General features: G+C 36.0%; 19 protein-coding genes. 11 read left to right on the forward strand and 8 right to left on the reverse strand.

Annotated elements, in window-relative coordinates:
- The first annotated feature begins 51 nt into the window (after window positions 1-51).
- From ACODST_RS01805 to ACODST_RS01815, 3 genes are all read left to right on the forward strand, one after another.
- Complete coding sequence (locus tag ACODST_RS01805) at window positions 52-1296, forward strand: efflux RND transporter periplasmic adaptor subunit (RefSeq protein ID WP_488930402.1); 1245 nt, start codon at window positions 52-54, stop codon at window positions 1294-1296.
- 116 nt (window positions 1297-1412) lie between these two features.
- Window positions 1413-2120, forward strand: coding sequence for an ABC transporter ATP-binding protein (locus tag ACODST_RS01810; RefSeq protein ID WP_488930403.1), 708 nt, complete (start codon window positions 1413-1415; stop codon window positions 2118-2120).
- 134 nt (window positions 2121-2254) lie between these two features.
- The gene (locus ACODST_RS01815) at window positions 2255-4681 is read left to right on the forward strand and encodes an ABC transporter permease (RefSeq protein ID WP_488930404.1); all 2427 of its coding nucleotides are present in this window, start codon (window positions 2255-2257) and stop codon (window positions 4679-4681) included.
- A 60-nt stretch (window positions 4682-4741) separates the two neighbouring features.
- Here the strand turns inward: ACODST_RS01815 and ACODST_RS01820 are convergent, their stop codons facing one another.
- Complete coding sequence (locus tag ACODST_RS01820; RefSeq protein WP_488930405.1) at window positions 4742-6361, reverse strand: L,D-transpeptidase family protein; 1620 nt, start codon at window positions 6359-6361, stop codon at window positions 4742-4744.
- A gap of 418 nt (window positions 6362-6779) precedes the next feature.
- On the opposite strand from ACODST_RS01820, the gene ACODST_RS01825 reads away from it, so the two are divergent.
- From ACODST_RS01825 to ACODST_RS01840, 4 genes are all read left to right on the forward strand, one after another.
- Window positions 6780-7910: an Mrp/NBP35 family ATP-binding protein gene (locus ACODST_RS01825; RefSeq protein ID WP_488930406.1), complete on the forward strand. Its 1131-nt coding sequence runs from the start codon at window positions 6780-6782 to the stop codon at window positions 7908-7910.
- An 83-nt stretch (window positions 7911-7993) separates the two neighbouring features.
- Complete coding sequence (locus ACODST_RS01830) at window positions 7994-8233, forward strand: NifU family protein (protein ID WP_012023406.1); 240 nt, start codon at window positions 7994-7996, stop codon at window positions 8231-8233.
- Window positions 8234-8449: 216 nt separating this feature from the next.
- Window positions 8450-8929, forward strand: a complete 480-nt coding sequence (locus ACODST_RS01835; RefSeq protein WP_488930407.1) for a hypothetical protein — start codon at window positions 8450-8452, stop codon at window positions 8927-8929.
- Window positions 8930-8988: 59 nt separating this feature from the next.
- On the forward strand, window positions 8989-9306 hold the full coding sequence (locus tag ACODST_RS01840; protein WP_095929730.1) for a 2Fe-2S iron-sulfur cluster-binding family protein: 318 nt from the start codon (window positions 8989-8991) through the stop codon (window positions 9304-9306).
- Between the two features lie 51 nt (window positions 9307-9357).
- Here the strand turns inward: ACODST_RS01840 and ACODST_RS01845 are convergent, their stop codons facing one another.
- The 6 genes from ACODST_RS01845 to ACODST_RS01870 form a co-directional block, all read right to left on the reverse strand.
- Window positions 9358-9861, reverse strand: coding sequence for an SMI1/KNR4 family protein (locus ACODST_RS01845; protein WP_488930408.1), 504 nt, complete (start codon window positions 9859-9861; stop codon window positions 9358-9360).
- Window positions 9862-9906: 45 nt separating this feature from the next.
- Window positions 9907-10308 carry an immunity 22 family protein gene (locus ACODST_RS01850; RefSeq protein WP_488930409.1) on the reverse strand — a complete coding sequence of 134 codons (402 nt, stop codon included), beginning with the start codon at window positions 10306-10308 and terminating at the stop codon, window positions 9907-9909.
- A gap of 79 nt (window positions 10309-10387) precedes the next feature.
- On the reverse strand, window positions 10388-10780 hold the full coding sequence (locus tag ACODST_RS01855) for an SMI1/KNR4 family protein (RefSeq protein WP_488930410.1): 393 nt from the start codon (window positions 10778-10780) through the stop codon (window positions 10388-10390).
- Between the two features lie 135 nt (window positions 10781-10915).
- Complete coding sequence (locus tag ACODST_RS01860; protein ID WP_488930411.1) at window positions 10916-11905, reverse strand: aspartate-semialdehyde dehydrogenase; 990 nt, start codon at window positions 11903-11905, stop codon at window positions 10916-10918.
- Between the two features lie 175 nt (window positions 11906-12080).
- Complete coding sequence (gene mscL, locus ACODST_RS01865) at window positions 12081-12461, reverse strand: large conductance mechanosensitive channel protein MscL (protein ID WP_488930412.1); 381 nt, start codon at window positions 12459-12461, stop codon at window positions 12081-12083.
- A 67-nt stretch (window positions 12462-12528) separates the two neighbouring features.
- Window positions 12529-14997: a bifunctional UDP-N-acetylmuramoyl-tripeptide:D-alanyl-D-alanine ligase/alanine racemase gene (locus tag ACODST_RS01870; RefSeq protein ID WP_488930413.1), complete on the reverse strand. Its 2469-nt coding sequence runs from the start codon at window positions 14995-14997 to the stop codon at window positions 12529-12531.
- Between the two features lie 197 nt (window positions 14998-15194).
- Between ACODST_RS01870 and ACODST_RS01875 the strand changes: the two genes are divergently transcribed.
- A complete protein-coding gene (locus ACODST_RS01875; protein ID WP_488930414.1) occupies window positions 15195-15800 on the forward strand; it encodes a hypothetical protein in 606 nt (201 codons plus the stop codon).
- On the opposite strand, the gene ACODST_RS01880 is transcribed toward ACODST_RS01875, so the two are convergent.
- A complete protein-coding gene (locus ACODST_RS01880; protein WP_488930415.1) occupies window positions 15795-16502 on the reverse strand; it encodes a porin family protein in 708 nt (235 codons plus the stop codon). The genes ACODST_RS01875 and ACODST_RS01880 overlap by 6 nt on opposite strands.
- Before the next feature lie 224 nt (window positions 16503-16726).
- Here ACODST_RS01880 and ACODST_RS01885 point away from each other — a divergent pair, with 224 nt between their 5' ends.
- From ACODST_RS01885 to ACODST_RS01895, 3 genes are all read left to right on the forward strand, one after another.
- A complete protein-coding gene (locus ACODST_RS01885) occupies window positions 16727-17080 on the forward strand; it encodes a hypothetical protein (protein ID WP_488930416.1) in 354 nt (117 codons plus the stop codon).
- A gap of 164 nt (window positions 17081-17244) precedes the next feature.
- The gene (locus ACODST_RS01890) at window positions 17245-19452 is read left to right on the forward strand and encodes a TonB-dependent receptor (protein ID WP_488930417.1); all 2208 of its coding nucleotides are present in this window, start codon (window positions 17245-17247) and stop codon (window positions 19450-19452) included.
- A gap of 173 nt (window positions 19453-19625) precedes the next feature.
- Window positions 19626-21734, forward strand: a complete 2109-nt coding sequence (locus tag ACODST_RS01895) for a prolyl oligopeptidase family serine peptidase (RefSeq protein ID WP_488930418.1) — start codon at window positions 19626-19628, stop codon at window positions 21732-21734.
- Window positions 21735-22231: the final 497 nt, after the last annotated feature.

The raw sequence follows: 22231 nt of genomic DNA on the forward strand, positions 1-22231 counted from the left end.
AAATTTTATGGCACAGTATTTACCTATTGATTATCAGTAAATTATTTAAAAATGGACAAGGTAATTCCTCGTAAAAATAGAAAATTTAGATATCTCACAATAGCAATTGGAGTTTTTTTAGTTTTGGCCGTAATTCTCTTCTTTTCTTTCAATTCAAAAAGAAGTTTAAATGTAAAAGCCGAAGAGCTGACTGTTCAGACAGTCGAAAAAGCTTTTTTTGAGGATTTTGTAGTTTTTCAGGCCAAAGTTGAACCTTTAAACGTCATGCTGGTAAATGTTACAGAAGGAGGATCTGTAAAAGAGATTTTTGTCGAAAACGGCGCCACCGTTACCAAAGACCAGCCGCTTGCCCGTTTGTACAACCCAAATACCGAATTGAGTTACTTAACTCAGGAAACCGCTATTATTGAGCAGATCAACAACCTGAATACGGGAAAACTAAACATTCGGAATCAGGAATTAAACCTAACCAAGGATCTGGTTTTAATAGAACACGACTACAATGACGCCAAAAGACTATACGACGTTAATGCCAAATTGTTTGCGAAAGATGTAATCTCAAAAAACGACTGGAATACTTTTAAAGAAAGCCTTCGTTTTCAGGAAGAACGTAAAAAAACCATTCAGCAGAGCATTCAAAAAGAAAAACAGTCCAATCAGGTACAGATCGCCCAGATCAACCGTTCGATCCAGACTATGGAAAAAAGCCTTGATATTTTAAGAAACAACAAAAAGAACTTTTTGATCACAGCCCCGGAATCCGGCCGACTGACTTCTTTTGAACCTGTATTGGGAAAAACATTTCAGGCCGGAGAGAGCATCGGAAAAATCGACTCTAAACAAGGTTATAAACTAACAGCCGAAGTAGACGAGTTTTATCTTGAAAAACTTCGTGAAGGTTTAAAAGGTCAGGTAGAATTTAAAGGAAAAAATCTTGAAGTTATCGTAACCAAAGTAATTCCGGAAGTTAAAAGTGGTCATTTTACGGTAGAACTGGCTTTTGCTTCTAAAGAAAACATTGCTTTACAGGATGGTTTGAGTTTTGGAGTGAAACTTATTTTATCTGAAAAGAATAAAATACTGGTAATCTCAAAAGGAATCTTCAGCCAGGAAACAGCCGGAAAATGGATCTTTGTAGTAAAAGGAAATAAAGCAGAAAGAAGAAATATAAAACTGGGAAGAGAAAACCCTTCTTATTTTGAAGTTCTCGACGGACTAAAGGAAGGCGAGTCAGTAATAACCTCATCCTATTCTGATTATAAAGACATTGAAGAACTTTCGATACAGGCACAGTGATTAGTTTCAGTGCTCAGTCTCAGTTTTCAGTCTCAGTTTTCAGTCTCAGTTTACAAAAAAAATAAAAACATCAATCATCAATCAAAAAACGCAATTAATAACTAATCTTTAAAAATATGATAACGATACAAAACCTAACCAAAGTATTTAGAACAGAAGAAGTTGAAACAGCTGCTTTAAGTGGTATTAACCTAGAAATCAAAAAAGGAGATTTCCTTACAATCATGGGGCCTTCGGGCTGCGGGAAATCGACTTTACTGAATATAATTGGTCTTCTGGACAGTGCGAGTGACGGAAGTTACAAACTATTAGATCAGGAAATGATTGGTCTAAAAGAAAAAGGAAGAGCCGCTGTCCGTAAGGAAAACATCGGTTTTATTTTTCAGAACTTTAACCTTATCGACGAACTTTCTGTTTATGACAATATTGAACTTCCTCTTTTATACAACAATGTAAAAGCAGCCGACCGAAAACAAAAAATAGAAGCCATTGCCGAGAAATTAAATATCTCTCACCGACTGAAACATTTTCCACAGCAGCTTTCGGGCGGACAGCAGCAAAGGGTTGCTGTGGCAAGGGCGTTGGTCAACGATCCTAAAATTATCCTGGCTGATGAGCCAACAGGAAACCTGGACAGTAAAAACGGTAATGAGGTAATGGAACTTTTAACTGACCTGCACGCAAAAGGTGCTACGATTTTGATGGTTACCCACTCTGATTATGATGCGTCTTTTTCGCAAAAAACCATTCATATGAAAGACGGTGTAATATTCTCTGAAAAACTAAATCAGAGAAATGTTGATGTATTTATGGACGCTAAATAATTCGAAAATGATAAAATTTGTTATTACTGCAATCTTAGTCCTGGTGGGATTTGTCTGCAAAATTTTTACTCTTCTTTAAGGGCAGAACAGCCTTTAGGCCCAAAAATAACTAACACAATTATAAAACATTTACCATGATTTTTAACTGGTTTAAAATATTTATTTATCATTTAAGACAAAGCAAATTGTTTTCGTTTTTAAATGTCCTGGGATTAAGTATTGGAATTTCGGGAGTCATTTTTGCCATTTTGTACTGGAACAATGAGCATGCTTACGATCAATGGAACCCTGAAAAGGAAAACGTATATCAGGTACTGAACGGAATAGGCAGAACGGGCGATATCTGGACTACAAGTTCCATTCCGTTTGGACAGACCTGTAAAGCCAGCATTCCCGAAATTGAGCAGATCTGCTTTTTTAACGACTGGTATAATGAGGCGGTTATAAAATATAAAAACAAAAAAGTAATTGATAAAAAGATAACAGTCACAGACAACAACTTTTTTGATTTTTATCCATTTCCCATCATAAAAGGATCCAAAAAAGATATTCTAAAAGAAAAAAACAGTGCCGCTATCTCTGAAGAACAGGCCAGACTGCTTTTTAATGATGAAGATCCGATAGGAAAATCTATTCGCTACGACGACAAACCTTATACTGTAAAAGCGGTTTATCGTATCGTAAAACCGTCTTCTATTGAACCTAATTATGTTTTTGGCGGTATTTTACGCGAAAATGACATGAACAGCTGGGGAAATTTCAGTTATGGTTTTATGATTAAAATCAAAAAAAATGCTGATCCTGCTGTGGTATTAAAGAAAATGCATAATGTAAATTTTGTAAACCGTACTTTAAAAGACGCTAAAGAAAGCGGACAGACTGTTGAACAGTACATCAAAGAAAACGGTGAAATCAAAATCTATCTGGATCAGTTAAAAACCTTACACCTGCATGGTACAAAATCATCAGGATCTGCCACTCCGGAAGGAAAAGGCAACTTAAAACTTCTTTACATCATGGGAGGTTTGTCTCTCCTGATTCTGGTTTTATCATTGGTCAATTATATCAACCTGGCGACAGCTTCTGCCATAAAACGCGCCAAAGAAGTCGGGGTTCGCAAAATTGTGGGAGCCTCAAAAAAACAAATTACGACACAGTTTATTTTTGAAACGGCCATCATTGTAACTCTTTCTATTTTATTTGCTCTGGCGATTGTAGAACTTTCCCTTCCGTATTATAATTCTTTTTTAAGAAAGAACTTGACTATGAATGGCAGTGAATTTTACCTGCAGCTCATTTTGATTTTTGGATTAGTAATCATTCTTGCGGGTATATTTCCTGCCATTTATATCTCAAATTTTGAAACTTTAAAAGTTTTGAAAGGTAATTTCTCCCGAAGCAAAAGCGGGATCTGGATTCGAAATTCGATGCTTATTTTTCAGTTTGGCATTGCTGCCTTTTTCATCATCGGAGCTTTAATTGTAAATTCTCAGGTAGATTATATGATGAACAAAGACCTTGGTTTCAACGGCGACCAGGTAATCCGAATTCCTTTTAACTATCAGGATTATGCCAAAAAAGGGCAAAAATACCAGACTGCCAAACAGGAAATCCTGAAAATATCCGGTGTTCAGGAGGTTTCTACTTTTGCCGGTACTTTTGGAAACAGTACCAACTCCAGTTCCGGTTTTACACATAACGGCGTTTTTGTTCAGCCCCGAAATGTTGAAATGGACTTTGGTTTTCTGGAAATGATGAAAATCAAGATTGTTGAAGGACGTGATTTATCACCAAAATTTGCTTCTGATACCATTGACAACTGGCTTATAAATGAAACCCTGGCGAAACAGCTCGGACTGAAAAAACCTTTAAATACGGTTATTCTATCGGGTTGGGGAAATGACAAAGGAAGCATGAAATTTAAAGTAGTAGGAGTTGTAAAAGATTTTCATATTACCGGACTTCAGAATAAAGTCCCGCCAATGGTTTTTATCAATATGAAAACTTTGAAATGGAACAATTTTCAGAACGTATATGTAAAAGTTTCTACCGATAATTTATCTGAAATTCTTGGAAAATTAAAAACTTACTGGGAAGCTAACGTCAATCCTGATTATCCTTTTGACTATGAATTTGTTAACAAAGGTTTTGCTAAAACCTATGAAGAGCAGGTAAAACAAAAGAACCTGTTTTTTATCCTGAATTTAGTGGTGATCATCATTGCCATCTTCGGATTGTTTGCTTTGGCATCATTTTCGATGGAAAGAAGACTGAAAGAAATTGCGATTAGAAAAACACTGGGAGCAGAAACTGATATTTTACTGAAAGAGTTATCGAAACAATATATCATTTTCTGTATGATGGGATTTGTAATTGGCATTGTTCCGGCTTATATTTTGCTGCAAAAGTGGCTGGAGGATTTTGCTTTCAGAATCAATATTTCTTTCGTTCCGTTTAGTATTGCCCTGGTTTCACTTTTAGTCCTTACTTTAATAATTGTATTGGCAAAAGCCTATCAGGTTACCAAAATAGATGTTTTGAAATATTTAAAATACGAATAACTTGTAGGCCATTTTTTTAAAAACCCTCGTTAGAAATCAAAATCTAACGAGGGTTTCTTTTTATTTTAAAGCAACAGAATCTGAATAAAGCAGTTTATCGAGATGTTTGTCCCGGTCGTACACATCAGGATAAAAACCAATTTCGCCCTGATCATTAACCCAGGCAGTAAAATAACCTATGTAAATTGGGATTTTCTTTTTGAGCATACACGTAGTTTCTTTTTCACCGCTCATTGCATTGTTAATTTTATCTGCCGGCCAGTCAGGATCATCTCTTAATATATCCAGAGCAAGCTGTTTAGCTTCTTTTACGTTAATACAGCCGTGACTGAAAATACGGTTTTCAAAATCAAACAAACTTTTGGCCGGTGTATCGTGCAGGTAAATGTCATTAGGATTTGGGAACATAAATTTTACTAGTCCTAAAGAGTTCTGCGGTCCCGGTTTTTGCCGTACATGTCCGCCGTTCCATTCCATATTATTTTCGGCCAGATAATTTTTATCGGCAGCCATTTTTAATTTCAGCTCATTTTGAATGATGCTTGAAGGCACATACCAGTACGGACTGAAAACGATACGATCAATATTTCCGCTGAAAATTACGGTTTCGGTCATTCGGGTTCCCACAAAAACGTCTGAAACCAAATCATACTTGCCATTTTTAACATAAACCAGTCTGAACGACGGAATATTAACCATTACATATTCATCTGCTTTGGCTAATTTGGTCGGAATCCAGCGGCATCGTTCCATATTCAGCATAATGGTCCGAATCCTGTTTCCTATAGGTTCGTTCATCTGATCGATTTGTTCTTTTGTAAAAGTATAATTCAGTTTGAGTCCGTATCGTTTTTTATACCTCAAAACAGCATCCATCATTTCCTGATCATAATACTTACTTTTAGAATCTTCTTTTAAATCACCTGTTACAAATAAACGTTCCCTGATCTGCAGGATCACTTTTCCGCTGTCTAAAGGTTTTATCTCTTTAAAAGCAGCGGCATCAATCTCTATTTTTTTCCAAAGTCCGTTTTTCTCAATAGTGCGGTATTTTTTTAAAACCTCCTGAAGTTTGTAATACTGGTCAAAAAGCAGATCATCGTCTTTATTCAGACGATTGGGATCCACCATAAGCGAATCCAGAATCCTGTCGTACGAAACCGTTTTGGCCGGCAGATACCAGCCTATTTTTTTGAGCACCTGAGGATCAAATCCGGAATACACGTTGCTGGCATAAAAAATATACATGTTCGACAATAAAAGTTCGGTATCCAGATCGGATAGTTTCGCTGCGGCCGTCTCATTAAAAATATCGTCTACCAGGTTCATATACGGCATTTCGGCATTGATGCCCTGTTCTTCCAGAAGGTTGGCTTTATGATACAGCAAAGCACCAAATTCACTGATACTTTTATCATCATGCCAAATCATAGTATACCCCTTACTTTTATAAAGTTCTTCTACATCTTTCTGATATTTTTTCAGTTTGGGATATTTTTTATAGAAATTAGTAATCGAAACGGCATCCAGCCTGCCTAAAACAAGAATGTCGCTGGCTGTAAAAACGTTTTCAGATTCTTTGATTTCGGTTTTCGGTTTCGGAGTACTGCCTGCTGTATGATAGGAAAACATTAAAAAACTACCAGCAAGAATTACAGCTAAAAAAGTAAAATTTCGCATATTTTTAAGTTTTAAGTTTTGAAACAAAAATTATTTTAAAAAATATCGAAAACTCATAGAGAGGCCTCAAAAATAAGTTTTCATACTTTTTTGTACTTTATTGGAAATCTTAGATTTAAGGCACTCAAATTTAATCAAGATAAATGACAATTCTTACATTTTGAGCAGTAATTTTCAGTGGTTTTATATTACGTCTGTATTGCCGGAAAAAGAGTGACGAATAAAATCGGAAATAGTATATTCTGATTTTAAGACTCTAAAAAAGCCGTATTTATCATTTTGAGTAATCTTAATATCAATAAATACAATTTAAAAGGGTTTGAATCCGAACTTTATCTGTTATCTTTGCAGTCTGAAATCAGTTTAAATTAAGACAGAAATTTCAAACTGTTTTTTTCCATACATAATAGCGTATAAAATGAAATTAGATAGAAAAGAAATCCTTAAAGCTCTGGAAACAATTACCATAGCCGGAGAAGGAAAAAACATGGTTGAAAGCGGTGCGGTGGCTAACGTACTTACTTTTGGTGATGAAGTGGTGGTCGATTTAGTATTGCATACACCAGCCATGCATATCAAAAAAAGAGCAGAAGACGATATTAAAAAAACGATCCACGAGTTAATATCAGCCGATGCCAAAATTAAAGTAAATATTAAAGTTGAAACTCCGGAGAAAGCCGAAATTAAAGGACGCGCTATTCCCGGAATTAAAAATATCATTGCAGTTGCTTCCGGAAAAGGAGGAGTTGGAAAATCAACTGTTACAGCAAATCTTGCCGTTACACTTGCCAAAATGGGCTTTAAAGTAGGGGTTTTGGATGCCGATGTTTACGGACCTTCGATGCCTATTATGTTTGACGTTGAAAACGAAAAACCGGTTTCGATAACCGTTGACGGAAAATCAAAAATGAAACCAATTGAAAGCTATGAAATTAAGATGCTTTCTATTGGATTTTTTACAGCGCCAAGCCAGGCTGTTATCTGGAGAGGACCAATGGCCGCAAAAGCCCTGAACCAGATGATCTTTGATGCCGATTGGGGAGAACTGGATTTCATGTTGCTGGATTTACCTCCGGGAACAGGAGACATTCACCTTTCGATCATGCAGTCTTTACCAATTACAGGAGCAGTTGTCGTAAGTACGCCGCAGGCAGTAGCTCTTGCCGATGCCAAAAAAGGGGTTTCGATGTTCATGCAGGACAATATCAATGTACCTGTTTTAGGAATTATCGAAAACATGGCGTATTTTACACCAGAAGAATTACCAAATAATAAATATTACATTTTTGGTCAGGAAGGTGCTAAAAACCTTGCTGAAGACTTAAATGTTCCGTTCCTTGGAGAAGTTCCAATTGTACAGTCTATTCGCGAAGCAGGAGATTACGGACGTCCGGCTGCTTTACAGACCGCATCGCCAATTGAAACTGTTTTTGAAGAAATTACCCGAAATGTAGTGCAGGAAGTCGTAAACAGAAACGAAAGTCTTCCGGCTACCGAAGCCATCAAAATTACAACCATGGCCGGCTGCTCTGCCGTTAAGAAAAACTAATTCGATAATTGAGATAATGAGATCATTAGACAATTTTACAGAATTTTCTAATTGGCACATTTTCTAATTGATACATTAATATTATGACAACAGAAGAATTAACAAATAATGTTTTACTGGCCTTAGACGAGATCAGGCCATTCTTAAAATCTGACGGAGGTGATATTACACTAATCTCTATAGATGACGATAAACATGTAAAAGTTCGTCTTGAAGGTGCCTGTATCAGCTGCAGTGTAAACCAGATGACGCTTAAAGCAGGTGTAGAAACTACTATTAAAAAGTATGCGCCGCAGATTGAAACTGTGGTAAACATAATGTAATAAAAACGAAGCATTTGTTATTCTTTTTTGTTTGTTACAATTAACAAGAATAATAAGTCTTCAATCGATTGCTTTCATAATACCGCAATAAAACCATTGCATTATTCTCCTTTTTTGAGGATTTGATAAAAAACAATACAAAGATTTAAGAGTTTTAGTTCGGTGATTGTTACATTTTTAACTTAAATTTGTGACATAACCCTAAATCTTAAATTTATGAAGAAGTTTTACACTCTATTTATGTTATTGTTTATTGCAGCGGGGAGTTATGCGCAAAGTAAAACAGTTGTTGTTGACAAGGCTTGGGTAAATGAATCTGAGGAATGGTCAGATTTTAATTATTCAGGGAAAATTGTGTTTTCAATTAACCCGAATGATACACCAGGAACTTTAAGTATTGGAAATTATGATTTCCTGTATGATTTTGTAGAAGGACGAGGAAAATTTTCAAGCAAAGCCACTTATAGTACCGCTCAGTTTTTAAATCCGAGAAAAGTTTCTGCAACAACAGACAAACAAGGAGTTTTGAACTCTACATATGAAGGCACATTGATTTTTCAGTCTGATAAAGATTATTATTCAGTAGTTGCAGTTGTTACTATTTTAGAAAAAAGCGACAGCATCCTGGGTATTAAAATGCGACTTAAAGAAAGTAACAGAAAGGAATACGCTTTTAGTACAAAACCTACAAGTTAATATGAATACAGGATTTTTTCACGTTATAAAATCCTACCAATAAATTCCAACAATTAAAAATGGATGTATTAATCAAGATTAAAGATCGAGAAGGAGTTATACACGAATTACAGGCTCCAACTGATATGGCAATGAACATAATGGAGTTATGCAAAGCATACGAACTTCCTGTTGAAGGAACCTGTGGAGGAATGGCCATGTGTGCTTCCTGCCAGTGTTACGTTTTAAACGATGTTGCATTACCTGAAATGGGAGATGATGAAGAAGCCATGTTATCTGAAGCATTTTATGTGAAATCAAATAGCCGTTTAGGCTGCCAGATCCCAATTACTGAAGAGTTGGAAGGACTGGAGCTGGAACTGGCACCGGAATATTAAAATAAAAAAGCGGGAATTTTAGAATTCCCGCTTTTTTTATGCCTATACAACCTACTCCTGAATACCAGCCGGATCAAAAGGTTCAAATTCTCTTTCTGAAAAGGCTTCTGTCAAAATTCCTGACGAACACAACCAGGTAATACTTTCTTCCAGTGAATTTCCTGTTTTATAAATCATTTCACTGTACCGGGGCAGCACATAATACTGATTTTCGAAAAGGATAATCTCATCACCATCAAACGTATCGCCAATTCTAATGGAATGCAGAACCTGCTCTTTGGTCAGAACTTCTTTTCCTTCATCCCAAAACCAATACTCGCTTATACGTTTTCTCCATTCATCAAGCGTAAGTATGATGGTTTCAGGAAGAAATATACGCACATAAGTACCTCCAAGAATTCCGCTTCCGTATTGTAAAACGTATTCTTTATAGTCCTCATCAAAAACAATATTTAATGTTTTCTCGCAGGCCTGAATATCTTCTTCATCAGCTGTAAACAGATCCGTTTTATTGGTGTTGTAGTTCGGGATGATTTTATAAGTATCGAAATTCATTTCGTTTTGTCTTTTTAATAATGGAAATTCTTTAGCAGCTGTAAATCAAATTTCATATTCAATTTCGCCAATGTATAGTAAATTAAAATTGGGGTTTTTCACCGAAACAGGCTTATTAATCTGATTTTTTGAAATAAAAACAACTGTATTAATATCTTCTGTTTTCTGATTTAGAGCAATCAATTTTTCTTTTGCCTGTACTATCCATTTGGAAGCATACGAATACTTAAGGAACTTTTCTTCAAATATAGCCGCTGTCTCTTCAAATCCGCTTTCCATAAAATCATGATCTACATGATTTCTATCCTGCGATTTTGCAAATTCAGAGAGATACTTCCCTTCTATATCCTCTTCATCATAATAAGATTCATCTTCGCCTATAAAATCAAAATAGTCGTCTTCTGATTTAAATTTTCCGAACCAAAAATGGCAGATCTCTGTTCTCATTTAAAATAGTACTTTAGAATTAAAACAAAAATATTATTTATGGAATACATCCGCTAAAACATTTACCATAAACAATCCTTTATATTAACTCCTCTATATTATCTGCTATTTTTTCTACTATCCCTGTTTCATGGCTCCAGAAATAAATAATTTCGCTTAATTTTTTGCTTCCTTTTTCATTGAGAAGAACCAATTGATCTCCGCATCCATTTCCTGCAATAGCGATGGCATTGAAAGGGAAATTACTCCATTCCCTTGCCAGTTTAGTTTCCAGGATAATATGATTACAGGTCCTGCTTATTCTTTTTCTGTCACTTTTATCAAAAAAAGGATAAAGCTGCCAATCATCGTCATCGGTCTCCAATTCACCTCCATTCTCTTCAAGCATTTTTTGCTTAAACAAATGAGGAAATTCAACTTCCAGCTCATTTTCCGTTTCAACTATATACTTCATATCAAGTGGGAATGCCATATCTAAAAAATTATTCTTACTCCAAAATTAAGCGATAATACATAATCTAAACAAAATCAAAAATTTATAAAAAAACCGTAATCACATAAACTGTAACTACGGTTTTCTTTTATAACAATTTTCTTTACTCTCTGCTTATACTAAACCGGCCTGAATCAAATATTCAGCGATTTGGATCGTGTTTGTTGCAGCACCTTTTCTCAGGTTATCAGCTACAATCCACATGTTTAAAGTATTTGGCTGGCTTTCGTCACGACGGATTCTTCCAACAAATACATCATTTTTACCTTCAGCATATAATGGCATTGGGTAAGTAAAAGTATCTAAATTATCCTGCACCACTACTCCATCTGTATTATGCAGAATTTCGCGTACTTCATTTACATCAAAATCATTAGTAAATTCAACGTTTACAGCTTCACTATGTCCGCCCACAACCGGTACACGAACTGCGGTAGCCGTAACTCTGATGGTGTTATCGCCTAATATTTTCTGAGTTTCACGAACTAATTTCATTTCTTCTTTAGTGTACCCGTTTGCTTCAAAACTGTCACAATGCGGAATAGCATTTCTGTGAATTGGGTATTTGTAAGCCATATCACCCTGTACTCCTGCATACTCGTTTTCCAATTGTTTTACCGCTTTTACTCCTGTTCCGGTAATCGACTGGTAAGTAGAAACAATAATTCTCTGAATGTTGTATTTTTTATGCAAAGGTGCCAAGGCTAATACCATTTGAATAGTAGAGCAGTTTGGATTGGCAATAATTTTATCTTCTTTGGTTAATACAGAAGCATTGATTTCCGGAACTACTAATTTCTTAGTCGGATCCATTCTCCAGGCCGAGGAGTTGTCAATAACCGTTGTTCCGGCTGCTGCAAATTTTGGAGCCCACTCTAATGAAGTATCTCCTCCGGCAGAGAAAACAGCAATATCCGCTTTCATATCTACAGCTGTCTGCAATCCTACTACTTTATATTTGGTTCCTTTGTATTCAATTTCTTTTCCTACTGATCTTTCTGAAGCAACAGGAATTAATTCTGTAACCGGAAAATTTCTTTCCGCTAAAACTTTAAGCATTACTTCGCCAACCATTCCGGTAGCACCTACAACTGCAATTCTCATTTTTATATTTTTAATATCAATTAATCTAATTTTACCCTGCAAAAATAACTATAATAAAACTGAAAACAAGGCTCTTCACAAAAAATAACAAAATGTTATAAAATAAACATTTTGTAAAAAAAACCGCCTCTTTAGAAGGCGGTTAAATTAGACTTAGTGTAGCGGTATTGTATTTTTATTTATTTTTCAATAAATCTCTAATCTGTGTCAATAATTCTTCCTGTGTTGGCCCTGCAGGAGCTGCTGGTGCTGGTGCTTCTTTCTTTTTAAGTCTGTTTATTCCTTTAATAATTAAGAATAAAACAAAAGCAACAATAAGAAAGTTAATTACGGCCGAGAGAAACAAACCATATTTAACTCCTCCAAAAGCAACAAGATCCTGAATTGTTTCCAGATGAGCCGCTTCTAATGCCGGTTTTAATATCAAGGGGGTAATGACATCATCAATTAACGAACCCACTATTTTATTAAAGGCTGCTCCAATGATTACACCGACAGCCAGATCAATTACGTTGCCTTTTGTTGCAAATTCCTTAAACTCCGAAAAAAATCCCATAATTGTTGTTTTTAGTTATATTAATTTCAATATCGAAAATACGTAATTTTATTGAAAGTTTTTTATCCTATCTAAAAAATACCCTTTTCACTCTTTGGGAAATACTCGTCATTATTTCATACGGAATTGTTTTAAGGGCTTCGGCCATTTCAATAACAGTAGGGCTTTCGCCGAAAATAATAACCGAATCACCTTCTTTACAGTCAATATCGCTTACGTCGACCATCAGCATATCCATACAGACACTTCCTGTAATATAGGCTTTTTGGTTTTTAATGGTTACAAACCCCACCTGATTGCCCCATAATCTCGAAATTCCGTCAGCATAACCAATAGGAATGGTCGCAATCTTAGTTTCTTTTTCGGCCATAAACCGGCGTCCGTACCCAACACTGTCACCAGCAGGAATCGTTCGTACCTGAGAAATAATCGATTTTAAAGTCCCTACATTTTCCAGATATTTCTGCTCCAAAGGATCGTTGGAAACGCCATACAAACCAATTCCCAATCGTACCATATTGTATTGTGCATTTGGAAAATTACTGATTCCGGATGTATTTAAAATATGACGAATTGGGGTAATATTCAGTTCTGACATTAATTTAGAAGACAGTTTTTCGAACAAACTGATCTGTTTTGCCGCAAAATCAAAATGTTTCGGGTCGTCGCTGGTGGCCAGATGCGACAAAATACTCTGAACACGCACGGTTGAGTTTCCTTTTAAAGTCGCAATCAGTTCATCGATTGTATTGTCTTCAAAACCTAAGCGGTGCATTCCGGTATCGATTTTTATATGGATTGGAAAATCTTTTAAGTTCTTTTCTCTGGCTATTTTCAAAAAGGCATTTAGTCCTTTTAAACTGTAAATTTCCGGTTCCAGTTTATACTGAATAATCGAAGGAAAGCTGGTCGATTCCGGGTTCAAAACCATAATAGGCAGTTTGATTCCGCCATTTTTAAGCGAAATGCCTTCGTCGGCAAAAGCCACACCTAAATAATTAACCTTGTTGTGTTCCAGTAATTTGGCAATCTCAAGTCCGCCGTTTCCATAACCAAACGCTTTCACCATGACCATAATCTTTACGTCCGGCCCCAGCTTTGTTTTAAAGTAATTAAAATTATGGCTTATCGCATCTAAATTAATTTCTAAAACAGTCTCATGTGTTTTCTCTTCCAGAAGCGATACAATTTCCTCAAACCGGAAAGATCTTGCCCCTTTGATCAGAATGGTTTCGTTATTGAAATTCAGGCTTTCAGCAGCCTCTATAAAATCGGCTGTATTTGAAAACATTGTGCTGTTTGGAAATTTATCCTTAAAAGAAGAAATAACGGATCCGATACCAATGATGCGGTTGATTTTATTGTCTGAAATTAACTGTGCCACTTTCGAATACAGTTCTTCATTTGAAAATCCGCTTTGAAAAATATCTGATAAAATAACGGCTTTTGACGCATTCTTTTTCTGACTTTCCAAAAAGTCCAGTGCAATTTTTAAAGACTGAAAATCGGAGCTGTAACTGTCATCGATTAAACTGCAGTTATGAATTCCGTTTTTAACTTCCAGACGCATCTCAACCGGATACAGCAGCTGTACCCGATTCTGAATCACTTCGGCATCATAATTAAAATACAGTAAAACCAGCAGGCAGGAAATGGTATTTTCTATAGAAGCCGAATCACTGAACGGAATTTCTAAATCGAATTTCTCATTTTTATACTGATATTGGATAAAAGTCGATTCGCTTTTCACTTCTTTTTTCAGAATAAAAACATCGGCATTTGTATCTGTCAGACTCCACGAAAACAGTTTTCTGTCCTGAAGCGGGTATTGAGCACAGAAATCGGAAAGCCCCTGATCGACCCATTCGTTTTTCTGATAAATAATGACCTTTGATTGTTTGAAAAGCAATAATTTTTCTTTGATTTTCTGGGTCAGATTTTCAAATCCTTCATCGTGTGCGGAGCCAATACTGGTTAAAACCCCCATATTGGGTTTGATTATTTCTTCCAGATTCGCCATTTCATTTACGGTGGAAATTCCGGCTTCAAAAATCCCCAAATTGTGTTTTTCGTTAATTGCCATAACCGAAAGCGGAACCCCAACCTGCGAATTATAACTTTTAGGGCTTCTGATAATATTGTAATCCGGGCTCAGTAAAAAGTTAAGCCATTCCTTTACAATTGTTTTTCCGTTACTTCCGGTTAATCCAATTACGGGAAAATGAAACAGATCACGATAGTAAGCGGCCAGTTCCTGCAGTGCTTTTAAGGTATTTTGTACAACGAAAAAATGAGCCCTGCCTTTTACATTTTCGGGAATATACTGAACCACAAAATACTGAACGCCTTTTTCGATGAGTTCCGCTATATACAAATGAGCATCATTATTAACCCCGGAAAGGGCAATAAACAAGGTCGAAGGTCCGTTTTGCAGAGAACGGCTGTCTATTGAAACATGGTCAATAAAAATATCGGTGTCCGGGCCTGTCCACTCAGCATTGAAAACCGGGATAAGGCTCTTTAAATTTATGCTCATTTAGAAAATTTCTTTTTGTCAAATTTAAAAAAAGGTTTGCCAACAATTACACTGATTTATTTTAAACTGAAAAAAGGCCTCCAAGATTTTTTTTTACTGGCCGGCTGTTCAAAATAATAGCGGAGAGGAAAAGTAAATATTCAGTCCTAAAAACATTAATTGATTATATTTGTTGAATTCCCCTTAAATAAAGCGTTTTGAAAAAAATAATCTCCTTATTCTCCTATATATTCCATCCGATTTTTATATCGATGTACGCCACCTTATTTTATCTTTACTGTAAGGACGATATTTTTACAACGCAGGAAAAGTACTTTGTATTATTTCAGATTCTGGTGATTACCATTGTTGTCCCGATTCTGTTTTTTATGCTGCTTCGTTCTACTGGACATGTAAAATCGATGATGCTGCCTGAGAATTCCCAGCGCCGGATTCCATTGATCCTGCAGTGTTTTTTATATATTCTGCTGGTAAAGCGAAGCATCGTAATTGGACGCTATCCGGAACTTCATTTCTTTTTTCTGGGTGCCTTGTTCAGTACTATTCTGGCCCTCGTATTTTCGCTTTTTAAAATTAAGGCCAGTCTGCATATGACTGCCATAACCGGATTTACGATTTTTGCGATTGGTTTAAACCTTCATCTGCAGCTGCATAATCCGTATTGGGGTGCTTTTTTGATTTTAATGTCGGGAATTGTAGCTTCATCAAGATTAGAAATGGAGGCGCATACTCCTAAAGAACTGTTTATAGGGTTATTAATCGGGATTCTGCCACAGGTTTTGTTCCTGTATCTATGGTTATAATATATAGAAAATCAGGCCTGCATTTAAGGTTTTCATGGTAACACTTTCTCCGGAAAGTGTGGTAGTGCCGTCTTTAAAAAGGGAACTCAGTCCATAATAGAGATATACGTTCCAGGTATTGTAACCTGCAGAAAGATACGGGCCGTACTGTAATTTATTAATAGCATCATTATTATTAATACGATACGTATTGACACCATCATCCAGAATAGAGGTATTTGAAAACAGGTAGCTGAACTTAAATCCGGTGTAAATTCTCCAGAATTTTGTACTTTCATAAGTAGAGTTACGCCATCTGAATTCTATCGGAAGATCAACAGAATATTGTCTGTATCGGTTAGAAGCAATATCTCCGGCATCTACTACATTATAAACAACGGCTCCTTCTGCATTTTTAGAAACAGCAAAATTCTGATAGTAATTTTGGTAACTCAGCCCTAAACCTGCCGCAATAGAAACCGTACGGGTTTTATTAATGGGCATATCCCGGAGAAAACCGCCTGAAAGTCCAAGCGAAAACTTGTTCTGCTTAAATTTTTGGGGAATATCCGTAAACATATTATAGGTCACCGAAAAATAAAACTGGTCTTCCCTGTACAGCGAATCTATTTTAATTACAGGTTTTATTTCTGCCTTACTATTTTCCTGAGAAAAAGCATTCAAAAACGAAACTAAAAACAAACAGCTGAAAAGAAATCGCATATAGTGTCAGGGTTTTAAAAGGGGTTCTGTAAAACAAACGTTCAAACGGAGCGTTTTATTTCACTTACAAATATACTATAATGCCAGTTCAGGATGTGATTCGAAAGCAAATATTCTTTTTTTCATCGCGAATAATTGCTTTTACTGAACTTTTTTCAAAGAATATGCTGCAGAATTTAAAAAATGAATTTGTATTTGTACGATCTTTTATACCTTTGCCGTGTATGAAAAAGAAACAGCTCATATTAAGTTTATCATTTGCTGTAACAGTATTGTTCTCGATACTGTTTCAGTCGATACACAGTTATGAGCATATTGTAAAACAGCTTTCGGAAAAACAATGCCATCACGATTATAATGATCCCAATGGCGAAATAACACATCAGCACCACGATTACGACGTTTGTTTTGTTTGTAATTTTGCTTTGGGAAGTTATATTGTCCCTGAAAAATTTACTTTCGAATTTCATTCTTTTGACAGCTCAGTTCCTTATTTTTTACCGCTGTCAGAAAAAATATTTTCTATTTCAAGGCCTGCTTATTTATTGCGCGGACCTCCTGCCGTTATAGTTTCCTGATTATTCCGTAACCGGATCAATACCACTTTTTAAAATTTAAATTCAAAACAACATTGGGTTTCCAAATCCTGTTTTCTGTAAACAGGGTCAGAATGCTGTAGTGTTCCTTTTTGTTTTTCATTTTTAAAAGAAAAAAATCAATTTAACTATAGCATAATTTTCAAATGAAAAAATTCATAATAGCCCTTATTTTAGGGTTTTCGGGTCTGCTTTCTGCCCAAAATTCAGTTTCAGGAACCGTGACCGATAATCAAAATCAGCCTTTACCGGGCGTTTCTGTATACGCACCTGAGTTACACAAAGGAACTACAACCGATGCTAACGGAAAATACGAATTAAACAATCTTCCAAACGGGAATCTTCGTCTTTCCTTTACTTATGTGGGCTATGCTTCACAAAATAAAATGATCAGTAAATTAGTAAAACAAAATACTGTTGATGTAACCCTCGAAGAGTCTATTTTAGAAATGGACGAAGTAGTGGTTTCTACTCCGTTTAACAAACTGCAGTCACAAAACGTCATGAAAATTGAACATGAAAGTATTAAAACACTGCAGCAAAAAGGAACTTCAACTTTAATTGAAGGTCTGGCAACCATTCCCGGAGTGGCACAGATTTCGACGGGAACTTCTATAGGAAAACCAGTAATCCGCGGACTTAGCGGAAACCGTGTTCTGGTATATTCTCAGGGTGTTCGTATCGAAAACCAGCAGTTTGGAGACGAGCACGGTTTAGGTTTAAACGATGCCGGAATTGAAAGTGTCGAGGTAATTAAAGGACCTGCATCGCTTTTATATGGCTCTGATGCCTTAGGAGGGGTTTTATATTTTAATCCGGAAAAATTTGCCGATGCCGGTACTTTTAAAGCAAATTTCAGTCAAAAATACTTTACAAATACAGAAGGAAGCAACTCTTCTATTGGCTTAAAAACGTCTACCGACAACTGGAAATTCCTGGCCCGCGGAAGCTACAATACACATTCTGATTACAAGATTTCAGGCGGTGACCGCGTGACCAATTCGCGTTACAATGAAACCGATTTTAAAACGGGAATCGGCTACAGCAATTCAAGTTTTTCAAGTGTTTTAAGATACAATTATAATAAACTGGATATTGGAATTCCGGAAGACGGAATTGCAGAACAATCTTCCAGCAAGGACACTCAGTTTCCAAGACAGGGGATTTTTAATCATTTACTGAGTTTAAACAATGTTATTTTCTTTGAAAACTCCAAATTAGATGTTGATCTGGGTTATATTTCCAATGACCGAAGTGAGTTTGAAGACAGCAGCGAAGCTTCTCTTCATATGAAACTGAATACGTTCAATTATAATGCAAAATACCATTTCCCAAAATTCGGAAAAATCGAAACTATTTTGGGAGTTCAGGGAATGCATCAGACAAACAAAAATTCGGGAGAAGAGTATTTAATTCCGGATGCGACAACCAACGATTTTGGTGTTTTTGGAACAGCCAATTACGAATGGGACAACAGCGTTATTCAGGCCGGGCTACGTTTTGACAACCGAAACATCACTTCTATAGCACACGGAACAGAAGGTGAAGAAGGTTATTTTCAGGCTTTAGACCGTTCTTTTGACAGCTTTAATGCTTCTTTAGGTTACAAAACAAAATTAGCTGAACCTTTGACACTTCGTCTAAATGTTGCGACAGGATTTAGAGCACCAAACTTAGCAGAGCTGACTTCAAACGGTGTTCACGAAGGAACCAACCGATATGAAATTGGAAATGCTAATTTAAAAACAGAACAAAACGTTCAGACGGATTTAAACTTAGAGTATAAAAACTCGCATTTTGAGTTTTTCGTAAACGGATTTTACAATCACGTAAATAACTACATCTATACTTCGCCAACAGGTGAAACCCTTGATGATAATGCTGTTTTTGCTTATGTTCAGGACAATGCTAAATTATACGGCGGAGAAGCTGGTTTTCACTTTCACCCGCATCCTTTAGACTGGTTACACTTTGAAACCAGTTTTGAAACTGTAACCGGTAAAAAAGACAACAACGATTACCTGCCTTTAATTCCTGCCAATAACTGGAACAATACCATCAGAACTGAATTCAATATCAAAAACTGGTTAAGCGAAGGATTTGCCTCTTTAAATGTTTCCTCAACTTTCGATCAGGATAATGTAAGCGGTTTTGAAACAGCTTCCAAAGGATATACTCTGGTAAATTTAGGTTTTGGAGGAACAGTAAAACTTGGAAAAACAGCTTTTGATGTGAACCTGAACGGAAACAATTTGTTTGACAAAAAATATATTGCACACCTTTCCCGATTAAAAACAGACGGTATTCCGAATATTGGACGAAATATTGTGCTGGGAGTGAATTTTAACCTGTAACATATTTAAACCATATAAGTCAAATAAGGAAACTTACATCGTAAACTTATTTAACTTATATGGTTTTGTTTTTTAAACAACGGCTTCAAAAGTTAAATAAAATGAAAAGTTTTTCTTACTTTATTTTTTAAAACAAAAAAGACTATTTTTGTTAGAATCGTTAAACAAAAACTATGAAAAAAACATTTCTTCTAATGGCAATTACAACTGCAGGAATTTCATTTGCACAAAATAAAATTCAATATCCCCAAACCAAAAAAGGTGAAACAGTCGACGTGTATTTTGATACAAAAGTAAGCGATCCGTACCGCTGGCTGGAAGACGATAAATCTGCTGAAACCGGAGCCTGGGTAAAAGCTGAAAACGAAGTAACCTACGGGTATTTAGATAAAATTCCGTTTCGTGAAGAACTGAAAAAACGAATGGAAAAACTTTGGAACTACGAAAAAATAGGAGCTCCTTTTAAGGAAGGAAAATTTACCTACTATTCTAAAAACAACGGGCTTCAAAACCAGTCTGTGGTGTACAGAAAAGACCAGAATGGCAAAGAAGAGGTTTTTCTTGATCCTAATACGTTCTCTAAAGACGGAACTACTTCACTTGGAGGATTAGATTTTTCTAAAGACGGAAGCAAAGCCGCTTATTCTATCTCTGAAGGAGGAAGCGACTGGAGAAAAGTCATCATTATTGATGCCGTAACTAAAAAAGTACTGGAAGATACGCTGGTTGATGTAAAATTCAGCGGTATTTCATGGCATGGAAATGAAGGTTTCTATTATTCAAGCTACGACAAACCAAAAGGAAGTGAATTATCTGCTAAAACAGATCAGCACAAATTGTATTTCCATAAACTGGGAACTTCTCAAAAAGATGACAAGGTAATTTTTGGTGCCGACCAAAAAAGAAGGTATGTGGGAGGTTATGTAACCGAAGACAATCATTATTTAGTAATCACGGCTGCTAACTCAACCTATGGAAATGAGTTATACATTAAAGATTTAACAAAACCGGACAGTCCGGTCATAACGATTGTGGATAATTTTAATACAGACAATTCAATTATTGAAAACGAAGGAACAAAATTATTTATACATACTGATTATAACGCCCCTAACGGCCGAGTAGTTACGGTAGATTTCAGTAGTCCGAAACAGGAAAACTGGAAAGATTTTATCAAAGAAACCGAGAATGTTTTATCTCCGTCAACAGGAGGCGGATATTTCTTTGCCAATTATACCAAAGATGCGGTTTCATTGGTTTTACAATACGATTACAATGGCAAATTAGTCCGTGAAATCAAACTTCCAGCCGTTGGAACTGCCGGCGGATTTGGCGCTAAAAAAGAAGAAAAGATTTTGTATTACAGCTTTAACAATTATACAACTCCGGGAACCATTTTTTCTTTTGAACCAAAATCCGGTAAATCAGAAGTGTATCAAAAACCAAAAGTGGATTTCAAAAGCGAAGATTACGAGTCTAAACAAGTTTTTTATACGTCAAAAGACGGCACAAAAGTTCCTATGATTATTACCTATAAAAAGGGAACAAAATTAGAGGGAAAAAACCCGACTATTCTTTATGGATACGGCGGATTCAATATCAGTTTAACTCCTAGTTTCAGTATTGCCAATGCGGTATGGATGGAAAATGGAGGTGTGTATGCTGTTGCCAACTTGAGAGGCGGTGGTGAATATGGTAAAAAATGGCATGATGCGGGAACAAAACTGCAAAAACAAAATGTATTTGATGATTTTATCGCTGCTGCAGAATATCTGATTGCCCAAAAATATACCTCATCTGATTATCTGGCAATCCGCGGAGGATCTAACGGAGGTTTATTAGTAGGTGCGACCATGACACAACGCCCTGATTTAATGAAAGTGGCCCTGCCTGCGGTTGGGGTTATGGACATGCTTCGTTACCACACTTTTACAGCAGGTGCGGGCTGGGCTTACGATTACGGAACGGCTCAGGACAGTAAAGAAATGTTTGAATACCTAAAAGGATATTCTCCTGTTCAAAACGTTAAAAAAGGCACTCACTATCCGGCCACTATGGTAACGACCGGAGATCATGACGACCGTGTAGTTCCGGCTCACAGCTTTAAATTTGCAGCCGAATTACAGGACAAACAAACCGGAGATAACCCTGTTTTAATCAGAATTGATGTAAAAGCGGGTCACGGAGCAGGAAAATCTGTTGCGGCAAGCATTCAGGAAAATGTAGACATCCAGGCTTTCACACTTTACAATATGGGTTTTAAAGCTCTGCCTAAGAAGTAAAACTTTAAACCTAATTTTTTTAAGCCACGAATTCACGGATTTATTTCTGAATATCGTGGCTTTCTTTTTTTGTTTCACGCAGATTTTGCAGATCTAAACTGATTTAATTTAAATCTGCATGAAATTAATTCGTACAATTCAATATAAATTTTTAAACATACAAATTAAAATAAATTCGTGAATTCGTGGCTGACTTTTTTTGTTTCACGCAGATTTTAGCAGATCTAAACTGGTTTAATTTAAATCTGCATGAAATTAATTCGTACAATTCAATATAGATTTTTTACCCATACAGATTAAAATAAATTCGTGAATTCGTGGCTGACTTTTTTTGTTTCACGTAGATTCCGCAGATTTTAGCAGATCTAAACTGGTTTAATTTAAATCTGCAAAATCTGCGTGAAATTAATTCGTACAATTCAATATAGATTTTTTAACCATTCAGATTAAAATAAATTCGTGAATTCGTGGCTGACTTTTTTTGTTTCACGCAGATT

This window comes from Flavobacterium sp. FG19 (assembly GCF_057809475.1).